The following is a 20,654-nucleotide window of genomic DNA, read 5'->3' as shown; positions in this document are numbered from 1 at the left end:
TCCTCCTAACCTTGGGGTACAGACTCTCGTCGCATTTCCTCAATCATCTGCCAGGCGATATCACAATCTTGTTCAATCTGAGCATCTTCATCATCAATAATACGAGCGTGCTGTAGAGCAGCATTGACTCGCTGAGATAGTTCATCTCGAGACGATGCTCCCGGATGCCCTTTCATCAAAATATCCGTCATTGAAACAATCCCTAAGAGCTGTCCATTTTCAATCACAGGAGCTCGATGAATTCCAGTCTCAGAGAAGATTTTGGCAGCTTCTTGCAAAGTCGCCTCCAGTGGCATGCAGATGCAGGGGCGTCGCATGATTTGATCGACACGAACAAAATGAGGAGACCTGCTTTTCGCAATTACGTTATAAACAATATCTCGTTCCGTCAAAATGCCATAGGGGCCTTGATCGTAAAACTCTTCTACGATTAGCGATCGCACCCGCTTAGTGCGCATCAACCAAATAGCATTTTCTACTGTAGCCGAGCTACGAATAACAATAACCGGCTTGGTCATGATGTCTTTGACAAATAGCATAACCGACCTCCTTGAGCATTGAGTCCCATGTAACCAGATGTTCTACCTACTTTAGTTGTATGTTGAAAGCTTGAGGAACCTGTGAGGAGTTGCCCCATTAATGGGATTTTTTAGAGAAATAGGAATCACTATGGGCTCGTTAAAAAATAAGCTCATGGTTCCACCTGCTAAAGCATTTATTTAGTGAGGCTTTCAGTTTCAAAACGTGAAGTCATTTTTTAACAGCCCCTATCACCTGGTAAAGTTTGACCCACCTGCTGGGGCCACAGCTTTACCCCACCTAGCCAAATCTAATAAGTTCGGGACCTGTCAACTCGGGCTGCTTCCCCTGGAGTAAAGGCTCTAAAACGGCTCGAATTCTTTCTGCATTGGGCGGACAGCCAGGTAGATAACAATCTACCGGTATCACCTGGTGCACAGGTATTACCTGGTCTAACAATGTGGGGACCAGGTCTCCTTGAGGGAGTTTTGGCTGAACGTCTGCTTCTAAATAGGCACGGTTGAGAACAGATTCAGCCGACTTTGATGGCCCAAACACGTTGCGTATGGCGGTGACATTGCCGGTGACCGCACAGTCTCCAAAGGAGATCAGAAATTGGGTGCGATCGCGTACCTGATGAATCATGTCTAGGTGTTCTTGATTTGCGATCGCGCCCTCCACCAACGCTACATCTACCCCTGCTGGATAGGTCTTAATATCCGCCAGTGGACTATATACGAGATCCACCTGACTGGCCAACTCAAACAGCCATTCATCCAAGTCGAGGAACGACATATGGCAGCCAGAACAACCCCCTAACCATACTGTTGCCAGCTTTATTTTCACCATAGTATTTTTTTTCATCCAACCTAATCAAAATGCCACTGTGTCATCTGACCCACTGTTGTTGTTGGCGAGCCGTCATAATAAAGCTCAGTTGCTCGCGCTCATGCTGCATTTCTCCGACAGTAGAACCTCGATGAAACAGTGCTCCAGTGGGACAAGCATTCACACACTTGCCACAAGACGTACAACTACTCGCTTCGCCCCAAGGTTGATTGAGATCGCTAATCACATGGGCCGTATGCCCTCGTCCAGCCATATCCCATGTGTGAGCGCCCTCGACCTCATCGCAAACTCGAATACAGCGCGTGCAAAGCACACAGCGATTATGATCAATACCAAAACGAGCATGGGAGATATCCACTTTGCGATCTGGAAACTGATAGGTTAAATCGACATGATCGATCCCCATTTCCACTGCTAGATCCTGTAGTTCACAATTACCATTGGACACACAGACAGCACAGACGTGATTTCCCTCAGCTAGCAACAGTTCGACAATCATGCGCCGATAATGCTGGAGCCGCTCAGTGTGCGTCTGTATCATCATACCTTCTTGAACGACTGTCACGCAGGCAGGTAAAAGCTTAGATACCCCTTCCACCTCCACCAGGCAAAGACGGCAGGCACCTACAGTAGATAAGCCTTCCAAATGACAAAGTGTAGGAATTCCGATGTTGGCATTCCTAGCCGTCTCCAGGACAGTTTCTCCCTCACGGGCACTAATGAGTTGATTATCAATGGTCAGCGTTTTAACGGACATTATTGTCGGGACCCCTTCGCCTACGTTCCCTCCCCGTGCTAAGTAGGTTATCCAAATTAGGCTTCAGACACCGAGGCCCCCTTCCGTCCCCCAATCCTGGGGGAGACTAGACTCAAAGCCCCCAAGATTGGGGGTTTGGGGGCATATTCGAGGAAGTCAAACTCCTGATTCTCCATCTTATAAATGATTAGGCCAACCTACTTAAGGGAAAAACTCTCGTAGACATATTGCTTGACTGGGATTTTGTTTATGTGCAATCGCCTTAATTCTAGTTTCAGGTTAATTTCAAAAGTTGAGAAACTTGTGAAGAATACAGAAGGCGACATTATGTTCACTTCCCCGACTGTTGATCGGGACTGAGCACTGTGGATATGCTCCTGTAGGAGCTAAGTGGCTGACCCAATCAATGAGGCAATTGTTTGTAATGCTTGCTCCACCCCACGTTCTGCTAAGTCTGATAGAGGATGACCCATGGTAAAATCATGGGCAGGGACTTCAACCCACCAGGCTTTTGGAAAATGACCATAGACAGACTGAGTCAGTGCTAACAGTGAACAGGGGCTGCAGGAATGGCCAAATCCAGGCACCGCAGACCCAGTGGTTTCTGTCCCACAAGCATCTAAAGATTTAACCTGTACCCTATCAGTGTTGTTCAATTTACAGGCATCAACAAAGATGGCAACACTTGCCCTGGCAAGTTTACTGGAGAGTTCTGGAGTAAGTTGATTGACTGAGTAAGCTTCAAGACCAGGTGTTTGTAATGCCTGAAGTTGAGCAACTACTTTCTGACCAATGGCATCATCGCCCTTATGAGGATTGCCATAGCCAACTACGACAAAGGTAGGGCTGATCTCTGAGGAAAACATATTTGTAGAGTTTGTCATAATCCTTTCCTCTACTCATCTGCTATAGTCTTTTTTGCCGTTGTTGATTTAGGGTATGAATCGAGCTGTAAGATTTGCAATGTGCCGATACTTGATAGATAAAATCATACCGGGGCTCAGCAACGCCTCTTTTGTATCTCTATTTTAGTGGCGATCTGATGGGATTCGACTGGGCTTTAACTAAATGTTGTGCGTAACTGTTTGATTACGGACAACGATGAATAGAGAAGTCGGCTGAATGTTAACCTATGTTTTCTCCACCATGGCCACCAAATACTCATCTCGGAAATATCGCAATGTACTCAACACTGGATTCGGGGCCGACTGACCTAGACCACACAAACTCGTATGTTGCACCACATCACACAGCATCTCCAGTTGCTCTAAATCTGCGGGTGTTGCCCGATGCTCCTTAAACTTCGTTAGCAACTGATAGAGCTGCACCGTCCCAGCTCGACAGGGAATGCACTTCCCACAGGACTCATCCATGCAAAACTGCATAAAAAACTGAGCCACATCCACCATGTGGGTATGCTCATCCATCACAATCATGCCGCCTGAGCCCATAATCGACCCCAGTGCTTTCAGCGATTCATAATCCACAGATGTGTCAAAGGCGTCTGCCGGAATACAGCCACCAGAAGGCCCGCCAGTCTGTACAGCTTTGACCTGAGCACCATCAGGGGCACCCTGCCCCATCCCCTCTACAATCTCTTTGAGAGAAATTCCCATGGGCACTTCAATCAGCCCTGCATTTTTCACCTTGCCCGTGAGAGAAAATACTTTTGTCCCCTTGCTCTGCTCGGTCCCTATGGAGGCAAACCAGTCAGCTCCCTTACGGATAATGGGGGCGATATTGGCATAGGTTTCCACATTGTTGATTAATGTCGGGCGGCCCCACAATCCTGACTCAGCGGGGTAAGGGGGACGTGGTCGAGGAATGCCTCGCTTACCTTCAATAGAGGCCATTAAGGCGGTTTCTTCTCCACAGACAAAGGCTCCGGCCCCAATGCGTAGGTCCACTCGAAAGTCAAAGGGAGAATCAAAAATTTGGCTACCGAGCAGGCCATGGCGTTTGGCTTGACGGATAGCCGTTTGCAAATGATTAATCGCCAGGGGATACTCTCCTCGCACGTAGATATAGCCCTGGTTAGCACCGACGGCGTAGGCTGCGATCTCAAGCCCTTCCAACACCCGATGAGGATCACTTTCCAACACACTGCGATCCATATAGGCCCCTGGATCGCCTTCATCCGCATTGCACACCACATACTTTTGTCCCGGCGGCATTTTTGCGACTGTGGCCCATTTCAGGCCGGTTGGATAACCTGCTCCGCCCCGCCCCCGTAGGCCACTGCGGGTAATCTCATCCACCACTTCTGCGGATGACATCTCTCGTAAACAATGATGCAGCGCTTCATACCCCGATGCCGCAATATACTCTTCAATCTTTTCTGGATCAATGCGTCCGCTATTTTCTAACACAATCCGATGCTGCCGGGTGAAAAATGGACTGTCAGTAGGCTGAGTTTTGAGGTCGACAGGTTCAGGATGAGGCGATTGCGTGAGCGACGACACAATAGCAGCAGACTGTTCTGGCTGCACCTGTCGATAGAGCACCTCAGTGGCGTTTTCAGTTTCCACGCGTACCAGAGGTCCCTGACTGCATAATCCCATACAGCCCACCCCTGACACTTGCACCTGGTCTGTTAAATTACTGGCAGCTATCGCTGTTTTTAGCTGTTCTTTCACAGCAGCACTATTGGCAGAAAGACAGCCTCCAACAGTGCAACAACGAATGTGATATTTTTTTTGAGCAGCTGATGTAGACTGTTTTAATTGAGTTAAATCCATAACTGAGGCCAATACTTGATGAAGTTGTGAGATTCAATCCCCTCTTGGGCTACGGTGTACACACAAGTACTGAAAACTAGCTTTCGCGGTTGCCTAACCCCCTCTAACTCCCCTTCGTAAGGGGGAGAACTGGATCTTCCCCCCTTACGAAGGGGGGATTGAGGGGGGTAATGCAGGATTTCGAGCTCTTTTCCAAGATGTGTGTACACGGTAGGGATTGGGAGGGAATAACAATATCGACGCCGCATTTTGAACACTGCATTAAGCTTCCACTCCTAAACAAGTATTCAGACGTTCCCCTACGCTCTCTACAGTTTGATGTCCTTCAAGCTGATCATCAAAAACCACGGTGGGGGCAATGCCGCAGGCACCCAAACAGCGAGCGGTCATCAACGACAGCTGACCATCCGATGTTGTTTCTCCCACCTGGATACCAGTCTCTTTTTCCAAAAAACTGAGCAGCTGTGCGGCCTGTTTGACATAACAAGCCGTTCCCATACAGACCACACAGCTGTGAACACCTTTGGGAGCTAACGAGAAAAAGTGATAAAAGGTAGCCACGCCATACACTTGACTGGGGGGCAGTTTCAGGCGCTGGGCAATGTGCAATAGCAACTTAATATCTAAATAACCAAATAGCTCCTGAGCACGATGTAACACCTCAATCAGAGCATCCGGACGATACTGATGTCGTTTCATGGTGGCTTCTAACAGGCGTAGTCGCTTGTCATTAGCGGGGGGAGCCTGAACAACTGTGTTATTAGGCGTCATGTTTGTTCTACAGTTGTCAAACATACCCTAGGTCACATTCCCTTCCTCCATCACAGCAATAGCTAATGTGGTTTTCACCACAGAGTCTGGATTAAGACTAATGGAGTCAATCCCTTGTTGGACTAAGAACTGGGCAAACTCGGGATAATCGCTGGGGGCCTGGCCACAGATACCGATTTTGCACTGGTTCTTTTTAGCTTTAGTGATCACCTGACGCACCATGGCCTTGACTCCAGCACTCCGTTCGTCAAAGAGGTGAGAAACTAGAGCAGAATCGCGGTCTAACCCCAGGGTAAGCTGGGTGAGATCGTTAGAGCCAATGGAGAATCCATCAAAGATCTGGCTAAACTCATCAGCCAAAATCACATTATTGGGAATCTCACACATCACATATACCTGCAACCCATCCTGACCCCGCTGTAATCCATGACGGGCCATCTCATCGAGCACCTTTTGTCCCTCCTCAGGCGTACGACAGAAGGGCACCATGGGAATTACATTGGTTAATCCCATCTCCTGACGGACCCGCTGCAGAGCCTGGCACTCAAGCGCAAATGCCTCTCGATAGCGCGGGTCAGTATAGCGCGATGCGCCACGCCAGCCGATCATGGGATTCTCTTCCTGGGGCTCAAATGTTGCCCCTCCCAATAAGTTGGCGTATTCGTTACTCTTGAAATCAGACAAACGAATCACCACAGGGTTAGGATAAAAGGCCGCTGCAATCATGCCCAGACCATGGGCTAGATTGTCGATAAAGTAGTCAGGTTTATGGGGATAGAGGGCTGTAAGCTGGGCAATTTCATGTTTGGTTTGGTCTACCTCAAGCTGATCAAAGTTCAGCAGTGCCAAAGGATGCACCTTGATGTGGTTAGCAATAATAAACTCCATCCGTGCCAGGCCCACACCATCACAGGGAATTTTGGCTAGGCGAAATGCTTCTTCCGGATTACCCACATTCATCAAAATTTGGGTGCGGGTACGGGGCATCTGGTCAATGGTAGTTTCTTCAATGACAAAAGGAATCTTCCCGTCATAGACTTTACCTACTTCTCCAGCGGCACAGGTGACGGTCACCATCTGGTCTGTTGCTAAGCGCTGGGTAGCATTACCACAGCCCACAATGGCCGGAATGCCTAACTCTCTGGCAATAATCGCCGCATGACAGGTGCGCCCACCCTGATCGGTAACAATGGCGCTAGCCCGTTTCATAATGGGTTCCCAATCTGGGTCGGTGCGCTGGGTAATCAACACATCTCCGGGTTGAAAATCAGCAATATTTTGTACAGACTGAATGACCCGAGCCGGTCCCTGGCCAATCATTTCTCCCACGGATTGACCGGTGACAAGAGACGTGAGTGTTGTCGCATCAACTTGCAGTACGTAGCTACGCAGCACAGACTCTGATTTTTGAGATTGAACCGTTTCTGGTCGAGCTTGAACGATAAAAAGTTCGCCACTGAGACCATCTTTGGCCCATTCAATATCCATGGGGGTATAAGTTCCCCGTACCTGAGAGTAGTGGTCTTCAATGATGCAGGCCCAACGCGCTAGGGTCAAAATCTCATCGTCGGTGATGGCATAGTGCTGACGGTCAACTTCAGACACTGGAACATTCTTGGTCAGCTTACTACCGCCCACATCGTAAACCATTTTGATTTCTTTACTGCCTAAGCGTTTTTTCAGAATAGGTCGGTAACCCTGCTGCAGCGTGGGCTTAAATACCAAATACTCATCGGGGTTTACGGCTCCCTGAACAACATTCTCACCAAGGCCATAGGCCGCCGTGACGAGGGCCGCATTTTTAAATCCGGTTTCGGTGTCGATGGAGAACATCACACCGGAGGTGGCGAGATCTGAGCGTACCATCCACTGCACACCTACCGAGAGCGCGACTGTAAAGTGGTCAAAGCCCTTAAGAGTACGGTATGAAATAGCCCGATCGGTAAACAGAGATGCAAAGCATTTATGGCAGGCCTCTAGGACACCTTTGACGCCATGGACATTAAGATAGGTTTCTTGTTGTCCGGCAAAACTAGCATCGGGTAGGTCTTCAGCGGTGGCGCTAGAGCGCACGGCCACGTCAAGGGTGGCATTGCCACGATCAGTACATAGCTTGAGGTAGGCCTGGGCAATGGCGGTTTCTAGCTCGGGGGGAAACGGGGTATCAAGGATTAAGGCTCGCACGTTGCGACCACAGTGCCGCAGTGCCGTGACGTCTTCGATGTCTAGGGAGGCGAAGTGCGATCGCAACTGCTTCTCTAAACCAGCCTGCTGAATAAAGTAGCGATAGGCATAGGAGGTGGTGGCAAACCCCGTAGGTACCAGTACACCTTGGGGAGTGAGCTGTTGGATCATCTCTCCTAGGGATGCATTTTTACCCCCTACCCGTGGAATATCATGGATGTTAATCTGCTCAAATTCGAGGATAAACTCAGTTTGAGTGTTGACAGGAGCCACATTCACACGTGTTGTTTGCACCATAAAAATCCAATCCAAGAAACAGTAGTTAGAAACGATTTTTATCGTTTCCAATTTTGGTATAAACCAATAGTTTCAGGAAGTTATATCGACTACACTACCTCGCACAGCAATCACTCTTCCCGACACTACTCCAGTCACTCTAGAGCTCATTGCTGATTAGTTTCTGGGATATCCCCTTCAAAGGGTTGTACCCCTGTCTTAGGATAGTCATCATCACTGGGAGAAAAGATTCGCTTAGCCGCATCTAGCACCCAAATTATTGATTGTTTGATAGACTGGCCAATGGCATTAAGTCTTTTTTGTACTGCACTCATGGTAAAGCTCCTTCCGATCAGTCTCATGTCGAACACTTTTAATGTACGGAGAAAGTTTGGGGATACTATGAGGAAAATGTCTGAAGAGGTTGCCATGGAGTGCCTGTACATCAAAAGATAGAATCTAATTGAATCCTCATGCCTAAGTCTTCTAAAGTAGGCAAATTCGAGGGTTGGGGGGCATATATCTTATAAATGATTAGCTCAACCTGCTTATATATCCTGATTGTGTGAGCGATCGTCGATCCTGATTGAGATAATCACGTTAACAAACACGACCGTCTGGTCGCTTAGTAAGTAATTATGATGAACTTGTGAGGAAGGCAAATAAATAAAGCTAAACGATCATTACTTCCAACCTAAAAAACCTGATATCTGACTTGCTAAGGTAGTGGGATCAAAGGGTTTACTAATTATCCCTTGAGCTCCCAACCGATAAAATTCGCGGCGGTGAGTTGCTTGTACTTTAGCGGTGAAAAAAATCACAGGAATATCTGTTGTCTTGGGAGACGCTCGTAAAATTTCTAGAGTTTCTATCCCCCCTTGTTGAGGCATCATGGCATCCAGCAAAATAGCATCTGGCTGTTGCTGGAGTGCAATCTCAACTCCTTCAGCACCTGATGATGCCGTTAGCACTTCCCAACCAGTCTCTAATGTCAGGCCTATTTGGGCGACAGTATGAATATCGGCTTCGTCATCAATGACGAGAATGCATTTATTAGCCACGGAAAATTCTTGTTATTAATAATCAGAATTCTAGCCCAAAGGAACTATATATAAATACGCGGTTTGTTTTATTCAGATCAGCTTAATAACTGATGTAGAAAAATCAAAATGAAGTATGACACCTAGATTGACTTAATAGCGGTTCATACTTCATTTCTCTTCTCTCCCCTCTCGGGAGGGGTGCCTGAAAGGCGGGGTGGGTTTCGATCACTTGTGCTAACGGTCAACCCACCCCGTGGCCGCTCCCAGGAGGGGATAAGTTATCCCATTCTCGTACGTTATTTGGGATTTTATTTCAGCCTCATTCCTTAGCCACCCTGATCGCATCGCATCGTAAGATTACTCTCTTGCCTGCATATGTTGTAGGCGACTTTTAATTTTCATTGGCAGATCAGTCACCATCACCGATTTACTAATAAAATCATCAGCACCCACCTTAAAGGCATCCTGTTTAGTCGGGATATCCTCATGCACAGTTAAAAATAAAATGGGCAGCTGTTGCCACCGATCATCTGCCCGTAATACCTGGCAGAGGTCTAACCCATTTACCTCTGGCATCTCCACATCTAAAACAAGCAAATGTGGCTGCACTGTCTCTAGAGTCTGTAGTAGCTGGGTTGGATCACTGAGGGTGGTTAGCTGAAATCCCCAAGGAGATAATATCGTTTTCAAAAAGTCCAGCACCTGAATATCATCATCCACAATCATCACCTTGGACGCTGTAGGATCATCTTGAAGTAACTGCTTTAAGTCCTGGATTACCTGTTGCGGCGATGTAGACCTGGGCAAAATACGATCGACTCCCTGCTGCACCCAGATCAACCGCTGTCGAAAATCCACCACATCAGAAATCACTAACAGCGGCTTCTCTCCTATCTTTTTGCCCAAGCGCTCCAAAAGGTCCATAGCTCTGGCTGCCCGAGGAGGGGGCAGCCAGATTACGATGCCATCTGAAGGATGTTCTCGAATTTTTGATTCTGCCTGAGTCAGATCGCAAACAGCCACAATGCGCAGTCCAGATGCTGTACCGAAGCTCATCAAAGCCTGACTAAACTCTGCTCCAGCCCCAAGAAGTATAATCTGCGGCGTACTGGCCATGGCAGTAGAAACGGCTTGCTGACTGCCACCATTTGCCAGGTTTTGCCTCAGCCCCTCTACCAAACTAGTCATCTGAAATACCTGTTCGTTATCAAGCGGAACATCCAGCTGTAGCAACTGCTCTAGCTTACGGGCCAAGCGCGAGCCTTCTGCAAACCCAAAGCATCCTAAGGAACCCGCTAGTTTATGGGCTTGGGAACGTCCTGCATGTTGTAGCTCTGGGCTCAACTGACCAATATCCAGCGCTGCCACAGCTGCCTCCAATACAGTCAAACGCTCTTGCATCGTGTCTTGGTGGACTTCCCAGGCTTTTGCGATCGCTGCCTCCATATCTGCCTGGGTCGGTAATTCAGAGGCTGGCACCGGTGTTTTTGCCTCAGTCAGTGCCGTAGGCTCCAATGCCTTTAGGCGGTATCCCAAACCATATACCGTTTCAATAAAATTCTTGGGCGCTCCACCAGCCTTTAACTTTTGCCTGACGCCCTTGATGTGGGTTCTAACCGCATCCCCACTCGGTGGATCCTCAAATGCCCACAGGTTGTCAATAATGGCATCCAAACTAAAGACGCGGTTGGGATGACGGACAAAAAGCTCTAGTAGCGCATATTCCTTTGGCGTCATATGGAGCTGATGGTTACCATAAAGCACCTCAAAGGTATCTGGTGCAATCGATAGCTCTCCCCACTTGAGCGTCGATGTTGCGTCCTGCCCATCTCGCCGCAGCAGTGCCCGAATGCGTGCGCAAAGCTCCTCAAAGTCAAACGGTTTGACGACATAATCATCGGCCCCGGCATCCAAAGCCCTCACCTTATCTTTGCTGTCATCCTTAGCCGTCAACATCAGAATGGGGCAGCTGATATGTTTTTGCCGACAGGTCTTGCAAAAGGTAATCCCATCGATATCAGGCAGTAACATATCTAAAACAATCAGATCATAGGTAAAGAGATCTAGAAACTCCTGAGCAATCTCACCATTGTTAGCAATGTCAACGGCATAGCGCTGCTTGATCAGACGCTCTGCTAGCATCTCCATTAAGGCCTCGTCATCATCAACCAGCAATAGGCGCATAAATGAATGCAATATACAATCAACTAATATCTCAATTTTAAGTTAGGGATAGCTGTTTTTTATTTCCCTCACAAGAAACTCAAACTTTGATCTTAAAGTCCTAGTCGTTAACAGTTATCACCTCCCTTTAGTATTTTTCAACAAGTCAACCATGGTATCAATGATTTAACGCTTTTAAAAGACTTGGAGGCAACGTTGGCTAATCACAAAAATAATCGCCTGCCAGAATCTGAAAAAACCAGGCAGTAATCTCATGCTGAGCGTTGATTATTCTCTGACCTTGACCACCTGAACTATGGCAGGTTGCTTCTCAACTCCCCCACAATTTCCTCAATTTTCCGGTCTACGCTAGAGCTAAGGCTGAACCAGAAAGCGGATCGCTGTCTAATCAAGCTCAGGAGGGTATCCCATATGAAACAACGCCGTCTCAACTCCTATCTAAAACTTATTCAAGAATTATTAGCTTGTCCCAACGGTGAAGAATGGATCCGTCTAAAGCAGCATGAAGATTTAGTCGATGCCGAATTAATCCAGGTCATGGAACAGATTGCATCACAACTTTTGCAAGAGGGCAATCGTCAGGCTGCCATTTTCTTACACAATTGGGCTGCAAAGCTGCATCATATTTTGGTTAAAGAGAAGCAACCAACTCAGTCGAATGATGATGTATCCCAGGCATATCTGTCTTTAATTCAGTCTCTTCTAGAATGTTCAGAGGACACCAAAGAAAAACTATTAGCCGAGCATCGTCACTTGATCGGGCCAGGGTTGGTCCATACGATGAAACAAGTGGCTCAGCAGCTTAGACAGAACGGTTCCAATGATTCAGCAACCTACCTCGAGAACCTGGCAACCGAACTAAATCAAGCATGGATCGAAGCTCACGATTTCCAGCCTAAGTTGAATAAGGAAGCTCCCAATAAACCTTTAAAGGAAAATATCAGTACTGCTGCCCCTAAGGTTGAGGCACCTCCAACCAACGATTTTGAAGCTGAACTCGCTACAAGCAGCTCTGGTCAGCATACCTCTAGCCTCCCAACCGCATTGCCCCAGCAACTTGCTGATGCTATTCATGAGATGTCCCAGGCGCTATACCAACTCAATCAAACACTTAGTAACCAGAACACTCATACCACATCCTCCAATCCGCTTTGGTATATGGATGTGCTAGAACGAGCAGCAACTGCCCAATGGTTACTGACCACGGACGAAATCGAGCAGTTGATTGGCGTTAAACCAAAATGCTACAGCAAAGACAAAACCTACCAACGTGGCACATGGACTTTCATGAAGGTGGGAAAACTAGGCGCACAAACTGCATGGAAAGTCACCAAAACCAGGTTAAGTAATCCAGTGCTGAATAGCGATGCTGATGAGAAGAGCAATCATCATTCAACCGATGCTCATACTCTAGCAACTTCTACAAATTCTGTTGAATCCCTTGCCAAACATCCGCCATTAAAACAGACCGTACTTAGCAATGGAACATCTGATAGTAAAAAGCTTAGTTCATTAGAAGAGATACCAGAAATGGACGATGTTTGGGCATAATAACAGAATTACCGATGGAGATATATGATGGCTGACTCGAAAAATTTTAGGAGTTTACCAACAGCCATAGAAACAGACAACAATGCTGTTTTCGAAGTAGTAGAAAAATCGATCTTAGGCCTTTGGGAAGTCGTTAACAATTTAACTGCTTTGCGTCCGCCAAAACGAGCCAGATATCGCGTCACTATTTTTGGCTCAGCTCGAATGGAACCAGACAGTGACCTGTATGAAGTTGTCAAACAGTTAGCAGGCGAACTAACTTTGATGGGCTGCGATATTGTCACAGGAGGTGGACCGGGTCTTATGCAGGCAGCCAATGAGGGGAGTGTATTAGCTGATCCTGATGACCAAGTAAAATCGATTGGAATTCGTGTTGATTTAAAACAAGAACAGGAACCAAATCCATTTGTGGAAGAAGCCTACTGCCATCGTACGTTTTTTTCTCGACTGCATCATTTCGTCCTCATGTCAGATGCTTTTATCGTTATGCCTGGTGGCATTGGAACAACGCTAGAAGCTCTTATGATTTGGCAACTACTCCAGGTTCGCAAACTAGATCAAACACCGTTTATTCTGGTGGGGACCATGTGGCAAGGATTAATGGATTGGGCAGAAACTCATATGCTGGATGGCAAAACACCGATGATTGATCCGGCAGATATTACTATCCCTCATTGTGTAAATAGGTATGAAGATGCGATCGCAATTTTAAAAACCTCGCACCACCACTGGCAACAGCTAAAAGCTAAGGCTTAGGCTACCCTCAGACATTTTGGGTTAATCCGTCGCGCCATTCGTTAGCAAAAATCGAGTAATTGCCAAAATACTCTGATTCCGAGGGCTATCATAGCCCATATTTAGTGTTATATTTAGTGTATTTTTAGTGTAAGAATTATAGTGGTGTTCTGCTGTATATGCGCTATCATAGGCATTGAAACCAGGGCGTTTTAGAATTCGCTCATGGGTGGGACTAACTGCTTATGTAGAACACAACAAAATGATTTCGGTATGTTCTAAAGCTTGTGTGATTAAAGGTAGTTATAATGTACTGATGAGGTTGTGAGGATTAATAATGTCGCCCCTATCTGAGCAAATATCTCAAAGTGTTAGTCTTCTACCTGAGGCTTATCAACGTCAGATGTTGGACTTTATCCAGAAATGAGTGAGTCTCTCATACCGCAGAATCCTGCTTCTAAATCGGATTAGGGAGAGGATTCGAAAGGTGGCACGACGGATTAACCAAAAATGTGTGGCCTGTGCTCAGTTGAGTGTGGCCAAGGCAAGACAACTCCATGGGGAGTCTGGCGATGGTTGCTGGGTGGAGAAACGGTGTCATCGGCGGCGATCGCACTATCGGAATCGGCAAGGGTTGAATGAAAAGCGACGGGTGGAGTATCGTCAGCAGGTGGAGGTGGCTAAACCGGATGATGGGGTAGAACGGGTTTCGTTAGAGGTGGCCGAGAGTACGTTGCCCTATGCGAATTTGTATATTTGGCGAGAGAAACGAAAGGATGCGCCGGTGCATGCGATCTCAGCCACGGTCATTCAAGATGGTCAAAAAGTGTTAGAAGTAGAGCCGATTCACTGCGCCGGATACCGCAAGCGTCAGCTAGAACGTTATATGGAGCAGAAAGTAATGCCCTATTTGAAAGAGCGTTTTGGCATTACCCACTTTTCCAATGAGATTCGATTAGAGCCTATTGAGTGTCCTCTTAAAGATTGCCCCTTGAAAGAGAGTTTTGAGTTTGGTGGGGCGACAGATGATTAATGTCCGTCAGCTAGAGTTGGATTTAGGCGATGCCTTTGAAGATGCGGCAGATGTGCCGGAAGAGGCGAATATTCTGGAGTTATGGCAGCAGTTTGAAGTGGTAATGACGGAGTTAACCTGGCGGGATCAGCTGCGGATGGGTGGGGAGGTATTGGCGCAGCTGGCGGAGATTTGTGAGGCGAAGTCCGAGGTACTGTGGGAGGACTGGCAGGATGCGAATAATAGTGCTGGCCCGGTGGTGGATGGGGACTGGTTGCGAGGATTGACGCGGCAGACCCAGGAGATTGATTTTTCGGAGTTGGTGCAGCGTTCGGGAAATAATTCTGCTAAGGAGCAAGAGGCTGTGGCAGAGGATGACTCTGTTGTGGGAGAGGTGAATAAAGAGGCTGTCCTAGCGTTAGTGGATGAGCTGACTATGGAGGAAGCTAAGGAAAAGGCATTGGCGGTATCTCATTCAGAAAATGTATCAGATTGGATTGAGACGTTGTCGATCAACAGAGCTGATGTCCCTCAACGATTAATTGATCTACAGCGGCAAGTGAAAATGCCGCTGGTGGAGGTTTGGATTGCGGTGCTGTTGGGTGGCTTTTCGTTAGAGCAGCGTGGAGGATTTTATGAGACTGAGCATCTCTGGATTTGTTAAGGGCTATCTGCTCTCGATATCATAATCAATTCGGGCAGAAGCCCCTTGCTTGTCGATCACGTCTGTATCAAACGGCTACTCCTATGTTCGCCGTTAACAAACTACCTGTGGTGCCGTTAAAAGTTCGCTTTGAACTAGGTGGGCAAAATAGTTAGCCAACAGTTCAGTATCTAAGGTTGGACAAACAATAGAGCTATCAAAAGCCAATAAAACAGCCCCTGACAAGACTGTCAGAGGCTGTGAGATAACACGATTTAACGTTGAAAGTTAGGCTTAAGCGCTGTAGCGAACGCCACGATAGGTGAGGCTGCGGCTAGCGGGCTGTGCAGGCATGGCCTTGGGGGCTCTCATTTTGAAGGTGCGCCCCATAAAGGACAGCTCCGTATCGGTTTCGATGGTTGCGATAGTCTGAGCAGCGGGAGTGTAGGATGCACCAAGATGAGTGAGTTTCATAGATAAAGTCCTGATAAGTGTGTGAGTATTTCGGTGTTCGTTGGAACTCCGAGGAGTAGACCGTTGCTTTGTTTGTTCTGAATAGGGAAACAGCGGTTGACCTATCAATTCCGATGGACTTTTTGTGATCGTTGTTACAGGGGGGATGTGCGATCGCTCACTTTCCAGACATCCTTTTTCTGCTCACCCAAGACTACGGCCCTGCTTCAAATAAGAAGCCCCCATGAACACTAAGGTTCACAGAGGGCTTCGGTTTAGATATAGGGGGTGTCTAAGCGTTAGGTAAGTAATACAGTGCTCTGTCTATTGACCTAACGCTTAGGCGATATAGGGTTCGAGATAGGAAGTTATGCCATAGGTTGCTTTGTCCGTGAATCCACTATATGCCGATAGGTGGTAGACCACCCCCTTGGCAGCATAATCCCATCGTTTGCTTACATAACCATCATGTCTTCTTAGGTTAGGTGTGGGATCACAGCGTAATGAGTTGTTTTGATATTAACTGAAGGATTCTGGGGCTGCCTGATGCCTTGGCCCAGTGAGTTGTAGCGTTGGGCGATTGGTCTAGTGAGGCTTTAAAGCACAACAGCACCCAAAACGATCTACCTGAGGAACTCTTCTACATTAGACAAGACGCTCAAGAGTTGTTGTTAGAAGAGTAATCTTGACTAAAAACAATGCTCTCTAGTGCAAGCAAGAAGAAATATCAGTGACCTGGTTGGGTGCTGGTATTGAGCCGTCAAACGATTCTGTTGAGATATCGATTGTTGATCTCCTTTGTTGTGGTTACGAGCTTTGCAGCTCATGTATTCAGCATATTCCTTGAGTGGATCAATGCCTCTTCTCTGACATAAACGTTAATGTTGTTAGGTTTTGTTACTGGTCAGCACTCGGTTATCTTGGTTGTTAGGCGGTCAATGGTTGTTGTCGGCTGAGATCGCTATTCCGAAACTGAACCAAACAGCCCCGATTCTGACGCTTGTAACGTGTCATAGAAACTTTCTTTTGCCTTTAGTTCCAGGGCACGTTTGGTGTATCGCCCAAACACATTCATGGACTTGATGCGCATTAGCCTGCGCACAAATTCAGGATTCATGCCTTCTAGAATCAGCTGAGTTCCAAAGGTATGACGCAGCTGGTGAGGGTGAATCTTTTCATCCAGTTCTGCTAACTCAGCCAGATCCTTGATGCAGTTGTATATGCCCTTGTAGCCCATCCGCTGCCCCCGGTTTCGGTTAGACAGGCTAATAAACAAAGGCGCATCAGCACTCGTATCAAACCCCTCGCTTAGACACCATCCCAAGTAGCTATCCAATGCCCCGCAGGCCTGCGCCGATAACGGCACAACCCCATCACTACCCCACTTAGCCCCTTGAATTTTGATGGATTGATCACTGTAGTCATCCACATTACGAGCCGCCACTTCGTTCGCCCGCAGCCCATGCTTTAGCAGCTCAACTATGGCCCGATCGCGGTTGTACCGTTCACCCCGAAACGGCAGTACCTCTTCTAATCTTTGGATGATGGATACCTCCAAATCCTTTACCTGGCTCGGCGCATCTGTCACTTTCTCAAGACTTAAGGCCGGATTGTACTGAATGAGTCGTTTGGCCGTCAGCCACTTAAAGAAACTCTGAATAGATGCCAGTGCCTGGTTGATACTGGCGGGAGATAATGTTTTCTCTAATGAGTTGGCTTTAGGTGTTGTTTTTAAATGAGTCTTATATCTCGTTAAATCCTGATCTGTAACATCGGGCCATCCCTTTCCGGCTAACCACCGCTGAAATTGACGCAGCTGCCGAGTGTAAGTTTTCTTTGTACTGGGTCTTAACTCCCGATCCTCAAGAAACCGATCCATCCAATCAGGCTCACTAGTTGCCTGAGGCACTACAGGCCCTTTGAGCTGGGGCTTGCCATCTTGGAACTCAATAAATGTGGGTTGTGGATCAGAGTTAGCCATGGGGTGCTGCAATACTGGTACAAGAGTATCATGGTGTTTCTGGACTAACTCAGTAGCCCTGTGGTTGACAGAGTGTTAGGAAATGCGGGCACAAACTTAAAGCGGGAAATTTCTCAAGGGTAGAAGTCAGGAGCCAGGAGCCAGAATCCAGTCCCTTTCTGGCTCCTGACTTCTGACTCCTGGATTCTTACCCAGCCTAGATTTCCCGCTTTAAGTTGAACGCCTAGCTGTCTAATAAAACTATTTAGAGCTTGTTAAAAATTAAGCTCATGGTTTTATGATTTTAGCTAGGGAATTATATTCAAAATATTTAAGAGAAGCTGTTTAGGAAACGTAGCGTAGACTATTGGTGGAGTGCTTCAAGATATTGCTTGGGGTCCCTCCGAGTTCCCCAAACCCCCTGGTTAGGGCCGGAACGCCGCCCTAAAACCCAGCGTACTGGGGCATTCCGAATGGCATTAAATTGGGGTTACGGCGGGGTCGATTATAGGTATTCTGGATCGATTTCTGCGGAGAATTTAGCGCATAATACTCAAATCATAAAGTTGTTTCTTAACGATCCCTTAGCTAGAACTAAGTTTGAAAGATAGGTGCCCATGGTGAGCACCTCCAGTCATGAATCGTTACCGATATCGTTGGTCCCATTGGTTAGGACAAACCTTATCCATTGGGGCGTTAAGGTACAAAGCTAATGTGACACGCCAACGTCCTAATGCATCAGGACGTTGGCTATATCTAGAGCGTTATGCCTCTTTAACTCGTTCTTTGAACGCCTTCCCAGCAGAAAATGCAGGAACAGTCGTCGCTGGAATCTTGATCACCTCACCCGTTTTAGGATTACGCCCATCTCGGGCTTTACGGTCCCGTGGTTCAAAACTACCAAAGCCGATCAGCGTGACCTTCTCCCCGTCCGAAACGGTTTCCATCACCGTATCAATCGTGGCTGATACCACGTTATCGATCACATTCTTAGGTAGCTCAGTAGAAGCTGCGATCGCATCAATCAATTCACCTTTGTTCATAGTAGGCAAGCTTAAAGCAACTCAATTCGTTGTAAGACAGCTCATATTAGACCATATAGCTCGCTTGTTGTAGAGAGTTCTAGAAATGTTTGTTTTCAAACGGATTGCATAAAATTCCAAAGTCAGTAGAAAGCAATCAAGTAGAGACTAGGGTAAGTGTGGCTGGCTGTATATGTTCTGAAAGGTCGCTTAGGGATAAGGATTTTATAAGATCCAAGTATGCGATATCCACCCAGGGCAACCAACAATCTACAAGTAGCAAACAGTGTCATATCGATCATGTCTCCTGGGGTACCAATGGGCTGAACGCCAAGAGCTATGACGGCTTCAATGGTCGAGAAATCGATCTCTTATCAAGAGAAATAACGTCTCATTATCTCAAGGGGAATCACTGCTGAAACAGTTAGAGTCTACTGAAGCAGTTGTATGGTTGAAAGATAGTATAGGTGATGGTGAGCGGTGTCTAAGCGATCGCACCTGCTTAGATGCGATCGCTTAGCTCTAGCTAATCTTCACTTTTTTGGTCAAAATCGCCATTACCTCATTGGGGCGCCCGGTGGGCAGCGGGCGGCTCCAGTCGTTGGGCTCGGTGTAGTTGAGTTTATGCAGGAGTTTGATGGTGGTCTGCACAAAGGTCAAACTGCCCAGCAGCAGATGCCGTCCGGTTTCGTAGGAGGAGTCTGGCAATGGAGCAGGCTGACAGATGAGCGCTGATGCGCCCTGGCTTGGGTCTTGAAACATGGTTCTGGTTCTCCAGAGATACGACAAGGAAAGCCAGAACCCAATGACTCAGCCCCCACAATGATGCATGGCAGATCGCAGGGGTTGAGGCATAATAAGCCCAGCCCAAGGATTGCTTCGGAATCCGCAGGTTAGCCATCGGTTAGGTGTGTCAGCACCTGCCGATGGTGCCAAGTTATTAGGTTCTAGTAGAACAGCTGCACTTGCAGCATTGAGTCACTGTAGACCGGGGGTTAGGCTTTCGTCAAGCCAGCGCAATGGGCTGTATTACTCTGTTATCAAGGCACTTAGGGGATATGTCTAACTTGGAAAATGCTTATTTCACGGGTTTAACTGTCAAAAACGACAGATATTGAACCCATCGAGCCATGACATTCTGAGTGATCCAATAAACATCGCACCCATGATAGGTGTTGGTAGATGTGGCTCAATAGTTTATTTGAACTGGTAAAGAGACGTTTAAGCTTTCTGGATAACTCCGAGGCTAGGGGTATTATCCAGAAAGTTTCTGGGTTAATTGCTTATAGGGTGTTTATCCAGAAAGTTTCTGGATAACTCCGACTAGAGGGTATTTATCCAGACAAAGTCTGGATAACGCGTAGTTATGTCCCTAGAGAACGGAAAATGAAGCGAAGATGATGACGGAAGAGCACCCGAACATCTCTGTATTAAAGTGATTTAACCCTGCCAACATAGCCGAAACTGTTGACGCTTTAGCGGAAGACGTGATTTGGCATTATTACAATCCTCGCCTTCCGGATCTTCATGGCGACTATATCAGACGTGCCGGTATAAAAACCTTCTTCGAGAAACTGAGGCTGCTAGCTGGCAGTGCTTTTAAGACCAACATGGTCCCGTCACTGCTGTCGGATTTACCGTTCTGGCACATGGTGCGTAAAGCTCACACGCGGATTCACCAGCATCTAAAGAAAGAGAAGCCGTTCCAACAACTGATTCTGGAAATTGTGCATCCGGGGCTGGTGAATTCGCTCTATTTCCAGAAGCTGGGCGATTAGTAGTTTGTCCACATAAAGCCAATTGAAAACCACTATGATTAAGTTCAAGGTTATCTGTCGCCACTGATTTAAGCCGTTAGGAGGCAAAATTCTTATGTTGAATATAGCGTTTCTCAGTTGTCTTGACTATAGTAACAGCAGTGAGTAAACCACCCAATAATATCGTTGTCATTAATTTC

19 protein-coding genes are annotated in these 20,654 nt (G+C 47.1%); 5 read left to right on the top strand and 14 right to left on the bottom strand.

From position 1 onward, the window contains the following. Positions 1-5: 5 nt before the first annotated feature. The 10 genes from IXB50_RS10805 to IXB50_RS10760 all read right to left on the bottom strand — a co-directional run bounded on the left by IXB50_RS10805 (position 6) and on the right by IXB50_RS10760 (position 11,321). Positions 6-539: a CBS domain-containing protein gene (locus tag IXB50_RS10805; protein ID WP_215608980.1), complete on the bottom strand. Its 534-nt coding sequence runs from the start codon at positions 537-539 to the stop codon at positions 6-8. 280 nt (positions 540-819) lie between these two features. Next, positions 820-1,368 carry an NADH-quinone oxidoreductase subunit B family protein gene (locus IXB50_RS10800; protein ID WP_215609022.1) on the bottom strand — a complete coding sequence of 183 codons (549 nt, stop codon included), beginning with the start codon at positions 1,366-1,368 and terminating at the stop codon, positions 820-822. Positions 1,369-1,408: 40 nt separating this feature from the next. Next, on the bottom strand, positions 1,409-2,125 hold the full coding sequence (gene hoxU / locus IXB50_RS10795) for a bidirectional hydrogenase complex protein HoxU (protein WP_215608979.1): 717 nt from the start codon (positions 2,123-2,125) through the stop codon (positions 1,409-1,411). A gap of 386 nt (positions 2,126-2,511) precedes the next feature. Then, on the bottom strand, positions 2,512-3,009 hold the full coding sequence (locus IXB50_RS10790) for a hydrogenase maturation protease (RefSeq protein WP_215608978.1): 498 nt from the start codon (positions 3,007-3,009) through the stop codon (positions 2,512-2,514). A gap of 246 nt (positions 3,010-3,255) precedes the next feature. Then, on the bottom strand, positions 3,256-4,863 hold the full coding sequence (locus IXB50_RS10785) for a NuoF family protein (RefSeq protein WP_215608977.1): 1,608 nt from the start codon (positions 4,861-4,863) through the stop codon (positions 3,256-3,258). Between the two features lie 261 nt (positions 4,864-5,124). Then, the gene (gene hoxE / locus IXB50_RS10780) at positions 5,125-5,634 is read right to left on the bottom strand and encodes a bidirectional hydrogenase complex protein HoxE (protein WP_215608976.1); all 510 of its coding nucleotides are present in this window, start codon (positions 5,632-5,634) and stop codon (positions 5,125-5,127) included. A 27-nt stretch (positions 5,635-5,661) separates the two neighbouring features. Continuing rightward, positions 5,662-8,115: a phosphoenolpyruvate synthase gene (gene ppsA / locus IXB50_RS10775; protein ID WP_215608975.1), complete on the bottom strand. Its 2,454-nt coding sequence runs from the start codon at positions 8,113-8,115 to the stop codon at positions 5,662-5,664. Between the two features lie 146 nt (positions 8,116-8,261). Then, complete coding sequence (locus tag IXB50_RS10770; RefSeq protein ID WP_215608974.1) at positions 8,262-8,429, bottom strand: hypothetical protein; 168 nt, start codon at positions 8,427-8,429, stop codon at positions 8,262-8,264. Between the two features lie 348 nt (positions 8,430-8,777). Continuing rightward, positions 8,778-9,155: a response regulator gene (locus IXB50_RS10765; RefSeq protein WP_215608973.1), complete on the bottom strand. Its 378-nt coding sequence runs from the start codon at positions 9,153-9,155 to the stop codon at positions 8,778-8,780. Positions 9,156-9,494: 339 nt separating this feature from the next. After that, positions 9,495-11,321, bottom strand: a complete 1,827-nt coding sequence (locus IXB50_RS10760) for a response regulator (protein WP_215608972.1) — start codon at positions 11,319-11,321, stop codon at positions 9,495-9,497. A 411-nt stretch (positions 11,322-11,732) separates the two neighbouring features. On the opposite strand from IXB50_RS10760, the gene IXB50_RS10755 reads away from it, so the two are divergent. From IXB50_RS10755 to IXB50_RS10740, 4 genes are all read left to right on the top strand, one after another. Continuing rightward, positions 11,733-12,872, top strand: a complete 1,140-nt coding sequence (locus tag IXB50_RS10755) for a hypothetical protein (protein WP_215608971.1) — start codon at positions 11,733-11,735, stop codon at positions 12,870-12,872. Between the two features lie 27 nt (positions 12,873-12,899). Then, a complete protein-coding gene (locus IXB50_RS10750; RefSeq protein WP_215608970.1) occupies positions 12,900-13,628 on the top strand; it encodes an LOG family protein in 729 nt (242 codons plus the stop codon). A gap of 466 nt (positions 13,629-14,094) precedes the next feature. After that, positions 14,095-14,640, top strand: coding sequence for a hypothetical protein (locus IXB50_RS10745; protein WP_215608969.1), 546 nt, complete (start codon positions 14,095-14,097; stop codon positions 14,638-14,640). Beyond that, complete coding sequence (locus tag IXB50_RS10740; RefSeq protein WP_215608968.1) at positions 14,633-15,283, top strand: hypothetical protein; 651 nt, start codon at positions 14,633-14,635, stop codon at positions 15,281-15,283. Before IXB50_RS10745 ends, IXB50_RS10740 begins: the two co-directional genes overlap by 8 nt. A 273-nt stretch (positions 15,284-15,556) precedes the next feature. Here the strand turns inward: IXB50_RS10740 and IXB50_RS10735 are convergent, their stop codons facing one another. The 4 genes from IXB50_RS10735 to IXB50_RS10720 form a co-directional block, all read right to left on the bottom strand. Then, positions 15,557-15,736 carry a DUF4278 domain-containing protein gene (locus IXB50_RS10735; RefSeq protein WP_215608967.1) on the bottom strand — a complete coding sequence of 60 codons (180 nt, stop codon included), beginning with the start codon at positions 15,734-15,736 and terminating at the stop codon, positions 15,557-15,559. A 940-nt stretch (positions 15,737-16,676) separates the two neighbouring features. Beyond that, positions 16,677-17,696, bottom strand: coding sequence for a tyrosine-type recombinase/integrase (locus tag IXB50_RS10730; protein ID WP_215608966.1), 1,020 nt, complete (start codon positions 17,694-17,696; stop codon positions 16,677-16,679). 743 nt (positions 17,697-18,439) lie between these two features. Continuing rightward, entirely contained in the window at positions 18,440-18,718 is a 279-nt protein-coding gene (locus IXB50_RS10725) for an HU family DNA-binding protein (protein ID WP_215608965.1), read from the bottom strand. 501 nt (positions 18,719-19,219) lie between these two features. Continuing rightward, positions 19,220-19,459: a hypothetical protein gene (locus tag IXB50_RS10720; RefSeq protein WP_215608964.1), complete on the bottom strand. Its 240-nt coding sequence runs from the start codon at positions 19,457-19,459 to the stop codon at positions 19,220-19,222. 725 nt (positions 19,460-20,184) lie between these two features. Here IXB50_RS10720 and IXB50_RS10715 point away from each other — a divergent pair. After that, positions 20,185-20,475: a hypothetical protein gene (locus IXB50_RS10715; RefSeq protein WP_215608963.1), complete on the top strand. Its 291-nt coding sequence runs from the start codon at positions 20,185-20,187 to the stop codon at positions 20,473-20,475. Positions 20,476-20,654: the final 179 nt, after the last annotated feature.

The organism is Leptothoe spongobia TAU-MAC 1115 (assembly GCF_018739885.1).
Taxonomy (GTDB): Bacteria; Cyanobacteriota; Cyanobacteriia; order Phormidesmidales; family Phormidesmidaceae; genus Leptothoe; species Leptothoe spongobia.
Note: the sequence above shows the minus strand (reverse complement) of the source record. Positions and strands in the feature narration are given on the sequence as shown.

Excerpts from the sequence above, each read along its gene's own strand:
- IXB50_RS10805 (WP_215608980.1), bottom strand. The coding sequence starts at position 539 with ATGCTATTTGTCAAAGACATCATGACCAAGCCGGTTATTGTTATTCGT.
- IXB50_RS10800 (WP_215609022.1), bottom strand. The coding sequence starts at position 1,368 with ATGGTGAAAATAAAGCTGGCAACAGTATGGTTAGGGGGTTGTTCTGGC.
- hoxU (WP_215608979.1), bottom strand. The coding sequence starts at position 2,125 with ATGTCCGTTAAAACGCTGACCATTGATAATCAACTCATTAGTGCCCGT.
- IXB50_RS10790 (WP_215608978.1), bottom strand. The coding sequence starts at position 3,009 with ATGACAAACTCTACAAATATGTTTTCCTCAGAGATCAGCCCTACCTTT.
- IXB50_RS10785 (WP_215608977.1), bottom strand. The coding sequence starts at position 4,863 with ATGGATTTAACTCAATTAAAACAGTCTACATCAGCTGCTCAAAAAAAA.
- hoxE (WP_215608976.1), bottom strand. The coding sequence starts at position 5,634 with ATGACGCCTAATAACACAGTTGTTCAGGCTCCCCCCGCTAATGACAAG.
- ppsA (WP_215608975.1), bottom strand. The coding sequence starts at position 8,115 with ATGGTGCAAACAACACGTGTGAATGTGGCTCCTGTCAACACTCAAACT.
- IXB50_RS10770 (WP_215608974.1), bottom strand. The coding sequence starts at position 8,429 with ATGAGTGCAGTACAAAAAAGACTTAATGCCATTGGCCAGTCTATCAAA.
- IXB50_RS10760 (WP_215608972.1), bottom strand. The coding sequence starts at position 11,321 with ATGCGCCTATTGCTGGTTGATGATGACGAGGCCTTAATGGAGATGCTA.
- IXB50_RS10755 (WP_215608971.1), top strand. The coding sequence starts at position 11,733 with ATGAAACAACGCCGTCTCAACTCCTATCTAAAACTTATTCAAGAATTA.
- IXB50_RS10750 (WP_215608970.1), top strand. The coding sequence starts at position 12,900 with ATGGCTGACTCGAAAAATTTTAGGAGTTTACCAACAGCCATAGAAACA.
- IXB50_RS10740 (WP_215608968.1), top strand. The coding sequence starts at position 14,633 with ATGATTAATGTCCGTCAGCTAGAGTTGGATTTAGGCGATGCCTTTGAA.
- IXB50_RS10735 (WP_215608967.1), bottom strand. The coding sequence starts at position 15,736 with ATGAAACTCACTCATCTTGGTGCATCCTACACTCCCGCTGCTCAGACT.
- IXB50_RS10730 (WP_215608966.1), bottom strand. The coding sequence starts at position 17,696 with ATGGCTAACTCTGATCCACAACCCACATTTATTGAGTTCCAAGATGGC.
- IXB50_RS10725 (WP_215608965.1), bottom strand. The coding sequence starts at position 18,718 with ATGAACAAAGGTGAATTGATTGATGCGATCGCAGCTTCTACTGAGCTA.
- IXB50_RS10720 (WP_215608964.1), bottom strand. The coding sequence starts at position 19,459 with ATGTTTCAAGACCCAAGCCAGGGCGCATCAGCGCTCATCTGTCAGCCT.